Origin of the sequence: Vibrio sp. IB15 (assembly GCF_016406055.1) — a bacterium.
GTDB classification, from domain to species: domain Bacteria; phylum Pseudomonadota; class Gammaproteobacteria; order Enterobacterales; family Vibrionaceae; genus Vibrio; species Vibrio chagasii.
The window spans coordinates 47,761-54,656 of sequence record NZ_JAEFCE010000033.1 but is presented as its reverse complement, the minus strand read 5'-3'; the positions used below and the strand labels follow the sequence as shown (position 1 = coordinate 54,656).

The following is a 6,896-nucleotide window of genomic DNA, read 5'->3' as shown; positions in this document are numbered from 1 at the left end:
TTATCTCTCAGAAGAAGGATCGGTCAACCGATCCTTATCTGATCTACATTGCGCCTAATGCGGGACATTTTTTTAGTGGGACATTTTTGGGTAAAGCGACTAAAGCGCTTGCCCGTTAACCGACAATTTCACATCAATGTTGCCACGAACCGCATTTGAATATGGGCAAACTTGGTGAGCGGTTTTTACAAGCGTAACAGCCTCTTCTTGAGCCAAGTCGAGCTCAATCGCTAATGAAACGGTTAAAGCAAAACCACCATTTTCATTTGGGCCGATACCAACCGTTGCAGTTGTTGGCGCCGGTGCAATCTTGATTTTCATTTCTTTCGCTACGTGAAGTAGATCATTTGAGAAACACGCAGAGTAGCCCGCAGCAAACAGTTGCTCAGGGTTCGTTGCTTCACCTGAACCGCCCATTTCCTTCGGGTAGCTTAATGCAACAGAAAGCAAATTATCGTCAGTAGAAACTTGGCCGTTACGACCAGCAATTGCAGTAGCAGAAGTAGTGTAGAGTGTTGTCATTGTCTTAATTCTTAAAATGGTTGTGTAAAATTAAATTGCGCGCAACTTTATTTTGAGGTGAGCTTAATTGATAAAACTTATGTGTGCAAGTATATTTTGTGCAATTTAATTTATTGATGAGGTTATCGTGAGCGACCAAGATGAATATCTAAAGTTAGATAATCAGGTGTGCTTTGCACTTTACAGTGCTTCAAATGCAATGAGTCGAGCTTATCAACCTCTGCTGAAAGCACTTGATCTGACTTATTTACAGTACATTGTGATGATGGTGCTTTGGGAGCAACAAGAGATAAATGTCAAAGCGTTAGGCGCTAAAACACATTTAGATTCAGGAACCTTGACTCCATTACTTAAGCGTTTAGAAGCAAAAGGTTATGTGCTTCGTCAACGTAGTGCTGAAGATGAACGAGTGCGAGTAATTACGCTAACTCTTGTAGGGACTGAACTCAAAGAGCGCGCGCAAACTGTCCCAGAAGAGATATTTTGTTTGTCTAAGATGAATGAAAACGAACTTAAATCGCTCAAAGCGCAATGTGAGCAGTTACTTGACAACTTAACTCAATAAGAACGTCTCTTTAATTCTCAGTAATAACGTTCAAATACTGAAAAAGCCAGTGAGTATCTACTGTTAATAGCAGAGACTCCTGGCTTTTTGTGTTTTGATGTGAGTGTGAGGTACTTGTTTAATCTTCACTCACAAAAACATACATATCACCACGGCAGCGGTTGATACTGTGCTTCTATCTAACCCATAAACCAAGACACGAAAATCAACGCGCCAAAACCGAATGTCGCCATTAGTGCGGTGTCGCCACCCGCAGCTGTGTAGCTGCCCTCGGTTTGTAGGTGAGGGAAGTCAGGTCTACGAACTTTAACTACCATTGCGAGTGGTCCCCAGATAGCTAGGAATACTAATACCATACCTGCATAGTCGAGCATGCTGACGAATTGGCTAGCAAACAATTCAGCCAATACCAAAGGCAGTACAAAGGTCAGAACGTAAGCCATTAGCTTATTGTTGGTTACCGCGTCTTTGTTTTGGTCATACAGCGCCATGGACACGCCGAGGAAAGAAGTCACCAATGCCAGTGCAGAGAACAGAGCAATCACTACTTTTAACCAAGCAGATTGTCCGCTAAACGCAGAGATCAGTTCTGAAATGTTGTGGAACTGGCTGATCGCGTCTGTACCAAGGTTACCGATAATCGCGAACAACCAAGTGAGGTAGCACACGAGCGGAATCACTGAACCTAACAGAATCATATTTCGGATCTGCTTTTGAGTCGCTTCACGGTTGTAGATAACCAGTGACGGGATCACCACCATAGAGGCAAAGCTGGTAAAGATAACCGCGCTGTATTGCACCACATCATTGGCCGTGTATTGGCTAGTTTGAGTGAGGTAATCAAGACGGATATTGCTAAACAGAGAAGCGATAACAATAAATAGCATCACCACCATCATGATGAATAGGCCACGGTTCAACTTATCGATATAAGACTTACCCGCTACCACAATCACACCCATAAATAGGCTGAAAACGGTATAAGCAGCAGATGCAGAGATGTTTACGCCAACATCGAGCAGTAGCTTATGGATGATGTCACCCACGCCCAAGATATAAGCGATCAGCATGCATACTAGCAGTAGGTAAAAGAGTGCATTGATAAAGTGTTTTCCTTTGCTGCCCAGAGTGAGGTAAGCAACACTGCTCATGCCACTGTTGTCTTTAGTTTTAGTACACGCTTCTGCCAATAGGAGAGCTGAGTATGTGGTGCCGATAAAGATAAGTAGCATCAGCACTGAGCTGATCATGAAGCCAAATTGAGCCAACACCATGGGAATAGCAAGCATGCCAGCCCCTAATGCAGTTCCTGAAAGAATCAAAGAACTGCCGAATAATTTCATATTCAAAAAAGCAACCTCTAAGTATCCAATTAGTTTTTAGTTGGATTGTAAATATTTGTTGCCAAGCCTAACAAATTACTCAGTAAAGTTAGGGGTTAAATTCTAATTATTTTTGAATTTTTCTAAAAAATTTAAGCAGGAATTTATGGTGGGTATGAGTGGTTGATTTAAGTATTCATTCGGTGATTTTATTTATCGTTCTGATAACTTTTGTAAATTGATTACCGAGTAATAGGCAGCGGTTTATAGCTAAAAAATCGGTGTTTTAAGTTCAGCTGAATTGAGTCAAAACCTTGCTTATTGCCTGAATTCTTGTCTGGCGCCTTTTCTACATACTGAGGGTTTGTCGTAAATGGAAAGATCCGTTGTCGTAGATGCCACTCGGTAGTTTGACGTTTCGCTCTTATTATCCTCGCACCAATTATGTGGGGGTGTTATGTATCGTTTTCTGTATTGTAGTTTCGCGCTTGTTCTTTTGTATCCAACGGCGATTGATTTGTATTTGGTTGGCTTGCCTCAAATCGCCGCTGACCTAAATGCCTCAGAGGCGCAGCTCCATATTGCGTTTTCTATCTACTTGGCTGGAATGGCAACCACCATGTTGTTCGCCGGTAAATTTGCCGACAAAGTAGGAAGAAGGCCTGTCGCGATTTTCGGTGCGATTGTGTTTGCTACTTCTTCAATGCTAGGTGGAGTGGTGACCAGCGCAGAACCGTTTCTAGCGGTACGCTTTTTCCAAGGCGTTGGTGCGGGTTCATGTTATGTGGTGGCATTCGCCATTTTACGAGATGTACTAGATGACCAGAAGCGAGCGAAGGTGCTCTCGATGATGAATGGCATTACCTGCATAGTGCCAGTGCTTGCACCGGTGATCGGTCATCTAATCATGACGGTATACCCTTGGCCCAGTTTGTTCACGACTATGGCAAGTATGGGCGTAGTGGTGTGTTTGCTGTCGGTTCTAGTTCTAAGAGAAACCAAGCCGAGTGGTAAAGGTTCGGAAACAGCACGGACTTCTGTGTCTCAAATATCTTCCAACGAAACTTTTAAGGAGCCCTTGTTTATCGGCCGAGTGATCATGACCAGCTTAGGAGTAACGGCGATTCTGACTTACGTGAATGTTTCTCCGATGTTGATCATGGCAGAGCTTGGCTTCAACCGAGGTCAATATTCTTATACCATGGCTCTCACTGCATTAGTCAGTATGTTGGTTTCTTTCTCTGCACCATTTGCACTGAATGTATTTAGGCAGAAAAGCCTTATGCTGGCATCTCAAATATGTTTCGTGATTGCGGCTATCTTGCTGCTCGCATCGATTGATGGCGGCTTGGGACATTACGTAACGCTTATCGGTTTTGCCTTCGTGTGTGGTGGCTTCTCGTTAGGTTTTGGCGTCGCAATGAGCCAAGCATTGAGCTGTTATTCACAACGAGCAGGCGTGGCGAGCTCGATACTTGGTGTTTCTCAGGTGTGTACATCAGCACTGTTCATTTGGCTTATGGGCGTGATCGGGCTAAGTGCATTGAATATGTTGGTATTTATACTGGCTGCTGGTGGAGTTATCAGTATTGCTCTAATACTATGGGTAAGTCCTTCCCAAGTGAAAAGTGATTATGAAGAAGCCACTAGCCCGTCTTGATCTCAACCTGCTGTTCACTCTGCAATTGCTGCTGCAAGAGCAGAGTGTTTCGAAAGCTGCCAAAAAGCTTAACGTGACGCCTTCAACTGTGAGTAAATCACTGACTAAGCTTCGAGATTGGTTTGATGATCCTCTGTTTGTAAAAACACCAAGAGGGTTAACACCGACTCCACTCGCGTTAAGTATGGTCAAAGATCTTCAAGATTGGCTGCAGATTGGCAGTCAAATTCTCACGACTCGTGGTGATGACGCGCCCAAAGATGTGCGATTGAATCTAGAGGCGGAATCACCGCTGTCACTGATCATGCTTAACGAGCTGACGCAAAGCGTGTATCAACGCTATCCCAACGCGAAGATAAAAATGCGCAACTGGGATTACGATTCAATAGATTCCATCGTGCGTGGTGAGTCTGATATCGGCTTTTCAGGGCGAGAAAGTCATCCGCGCTCAAAAGAGTCTCTAGACGCGCTGCCTTACTTTATCGATTTCGAGGTCCTGTTCCACGATATGCCAGTGGTGTATCTCAGAAAAGATCATCCGGCCTTACAGGAAGAGTGGAACCTTGAGGCTTTTCTCAAATACCCTCATATCAATATCGTGTGGGAAAAAAGCGAAACGTGGGCGCTGGATGAAGTGTTAACCGATCTACAACTAGACCGAAACATTGCTCTAACTCTTGCAGGCTTTGAGCAGTCTCTGTTTATGGCGGCTCAATCAAATCACTCTATGACGACGGTTGCGCCCAACTACTGTCGACATTACGCAGAGCAACTTCACCCTAACCTAACCTGCTTACCTATTCCGTTAAACGAAGAACATGCCAATAAATTGCTAATTCCTTTCACTATGATTTGGCATAAACGCAATGCCTATAATCCGCTCGTTTTATGGCTAAAAGACACACTCAGATCGCTTTACCAGTTTGAAGGAAAACAGGTAAAAGACGTGAAAAGTGTCTAAAATTCTGTTGACCTGACTACAACTTCATAGTTTATCTTTGCTACCGAAATGAGAGGGGAAGTGCATGTATCGTATCTCTGAACTGGCCGAATTAGTTGGGCTGAGTCGTTCTACATTGTTGTATTACGGCAAGCTAGGTTTGATTGAAGCTCAGCGTCAGAGCAATGGCTATCGTCTTTATTCTGAAAAGGATCTACAACGTGTTCGCTTGTTACAGCAATTGCAAGCGGGTGGGTTGACGCTTAAAGAGTGCCAAGCCTGTTTAGATGCAAAAATCGAACGCAGTTTGTTGGAAAATAGACTCAAGCAGTTGGATGAAGAGTTACTGCAAAAGCAGCGTTCACGAGATCTATTAGCAGCAATGCTAGGCGAAAGCGGATTAGAAGAGTGGCATGAGTCGATGGATAAGCTTGCGCCAGATGCACACCTCGATTGGTTAATTAAGCAGGGCTTTGATGAGAAACAGGCTCTGCGATTGAAGTGGTTATCGAAAGACATGAATGAACATGAACAATATATGGCGGATTTCGGCGCCATCTTTGAAGGATTAGAACGTTTAGGTCCCGGAACAAATGAGGATACGCTTACTGCGCTTTCCCATGTTCCGGAAGCACCGAAGCGCGTCCTTGAAATTGGTTGTGGTAAAGGCATTGCAACCTCCGTATTAACGAACGCGATGAAAAAACATCAGGCTGAAGTGCAGGTCACTGCGGTAGATAATGATCAACCGTGTTTGGATATTCTAAATCAGCAAGCACTAGAACTTGGTCTGGAAAGCAACATCAAAACGGTATGTGCAAGCATGATGGATTTACCGTTTGAAGCTAAGTCATTCGACTTAATCTGGTCAGAGGGTAGTGCTTACATCATGGGTGTCCAGAAGGCACTTAAGCAGTGGCGAAAGTTACTCGCCGATGATGGCATATTAGTCGTGAATGACTTGGTCTGGAACACCGAGAACCCTAGCGAATCGGCCGAAGTGTTCTGGCAGAAAGAGTACCCAGATATGACGACGGTTTCTGAGCGCATTAAACAGGCAAAAGCAGCGGGCTATCAAGTCCTGAATGACTTTGCGATGAGTGATGCCGGTTGGCTTGCCTACTATCAGCCCTTGCAAAAGCAAGTTGAAGCTCTGAAAGCGATGATGCCAAACTCAAAAGCGCTAGCAGATTGCGACAATGAAATTAAACAATTCTTCAATAACAGCAAACTTGTGGAAGGCTCTCAAGGCTCTGTGAAGCGTGATTTTGATTATCACTTTTTTGTGTTGAAGAAAGTACAGTAAGTGAAGAGTACTATGAAATTTAGACAACACGATTCAAGCGAGATCGAAACGATCACTCAACTTTTTACTCAAACCTTTACCGATTCAGAAGGCGAAAATGAAGGTAAAACAGTGGGTAAGCTTGCCAATGATCTTTTAACGACCACGGCTCCAGCAGAGCTACTTTGCTTTGTTGCGGAAGACGATTCTAGTGAGTCGGATACGGATAGTACGATCGTTGGTGCGATTATCTTTACTCCGCTTTCATTTGACGATGAAACCAAGGCGTATTTACTTTCACCAGTAGCGGTGAGCACACAGGTTCAAAAGCGTGGTATCGGCCAACAACTGATTAACTTCGGCTTAGAGACTCTAAAAGAGCAGGGTGTCGAGCTTGCGGTGACGTATGGTGATCCTAGTTATTATTCAAGGGTGGGCTTTGAGCAAATCACTGTTGAACAAATCCCTGCGCCATTTGAGTTGAGCTACTCTCACGGTTGGATCGCTCAATCGCTGACTGGCGGTGAAATCAAAGTGGCGAGCGAACAGTCTAGCTGTGTTGAAGCTTTGGCTCACGCTGAGTACTGGTAGTAATTCAAAAA

The 6,896-nt window shown here is 44.1% G+C and carries 7 protein-coding genes; 5 read left to right on the top strand and 2 right to left on the bottom strand.

Annotated features, from left to right (window positions below; all coding sequences use genetic code 11):
• Positions 1-99: 99 nt before the first annotated feature.
• Positions 100-522: an organic hydroperoxide resistance protein gene (locus JC606_RS13525; protein ID WP_198778757.1), complete on the bottom strand. Its 423-nt coding sequence runs from the start codon at positions 520-522 to the stop codon at positions 100-102.
• 127 nt (positions 523-649) lie between these two features.
• Between JC606_RS13525 and JC606_RS13520 the strand changes: the two genes are divergently transcribed.
• The gene (locus JC606_RS13520) at positions 650-1,087 is read left to right on the top strand and encodes a MarR family winged helix-turn-helix transcriptional regulator (RefSeq protein ID WP_102425014.1); all 438 of its coding nucleotides are present in this window, start codon (positions 650-652) and stop codon (positions 1,085-1,087) included.
• A gap of 179 nt (positions 1,088-1,266) precedes the next feature.
• Here JC606_RS13520 and JC606_RS13515 read toward each other — a convergent pair whose 3' ends face one another.
• Complete coding sequence (locus JC606_RS13515) at positions 1,267-2,430, bottom strand: amino acid permease (protein WP_198778759.1); 1,164 nt, start codon at positions 2,428-2,430, stop codon at positions 1,267-1,269.
• Positions 2,431-2,866: 436 nt separating this feature from the next.
• Here JC606_RS13515 and JC606_RS13510 point away from each other — a divergent pair, with 436 nt between their 5' ends.
• The 4 genes from JC606_RS13510 to JC606_RS13495 all read left to right on the top strand — a co-directional run bounded on the left by JC606_RS13510 (position 2,867) and on the right by JC606_RS13495 (position 6,885).
• Positions 2,867-4,069, top strand: a complete 1,203-nt coding sequence (locus JC606_RS13510; RefSeq protein WP_198778756.1) for an MFS transporter — start codon at positions 2,867-2,869, stop codon at positions 4,067-4,069.
• Positions 4,044-5,030: an HTH-type transcriptional regulator YidZ gene (gene yidZ / locus JC606_RS13505; protein ID WP_198778755.1), complete on the top strand. Its 987-nt coding sequence runs from the start codon at positions 4,044-4,046 to the stop codon at positions 5,028-5,030. Before JC606_RS13510 ends, yidZ begins: the two co-directional genes overlap by 26 nt.
• 64 nt (positions 5,031-5,094) lie before the next feature.
• On the top strand, positions 5,095-6,315 hold the full coding sequence (locus tag JC606_RS13500) for a MerR family transcriptional regulator (protein ID WP_198778754.1): 1,221 nt from the start codon (positions 5,095-5,097) through the stop codon (positions 6,313-6,315).
• The gene (locus tag JC606_RS13495; protein WP_198778753.1) at positions 6,316-6,885 is read left to right on the top strand and encodes a GNAT family N-acetyltransferase; all 570 of its coding nucleotides are present in this window, start codon (positions 6,316-6,318) and stop codon (positions 6,883-6,885) included.
• Positions 6,886-6,896 lie beyond the last annotated feature (11 nt).

Excerpts from the sequence above, each read along its gene's own strand:
- JC606_RS13510 (WP_198778756.1), top strand. The coding sequence starts at position 2,867 with ATGTATCGTTTTCTGTATTGTAGTTTCGCGCTTGTTCTTTTGTATCCA.
- JC606_RS13525 (WP_198778757.1), bottom strand. The coding sequence starts at position 522 with ATGACAACACTCTACACTACTTCTGCTACTGCAATTGCTGGTCGTAAC.
- JC606_RS13500 (WP_198778754.1), top strand. The coding sequence starts at position 5,095 with ATGTATCGTATCTCTGAACTGGCCGAATTAGTTGGGCTGAGTCGTTCT.
- JC606_RS13515 (WP_198778759.1), bottom strand. The coding sequence starts at position 2,430 with ATGAAATTATTCGGCAGTTCTTTGATTCTTTCAGGAACTGCATTAGGG.
- yidZ (WP_198778755.1), top strand. The coding sequence starts at position 4,044 with ATGAAGAAGCCACTAGCCCGTCTTGATCTCAACCTGCTGTTCACTCTG.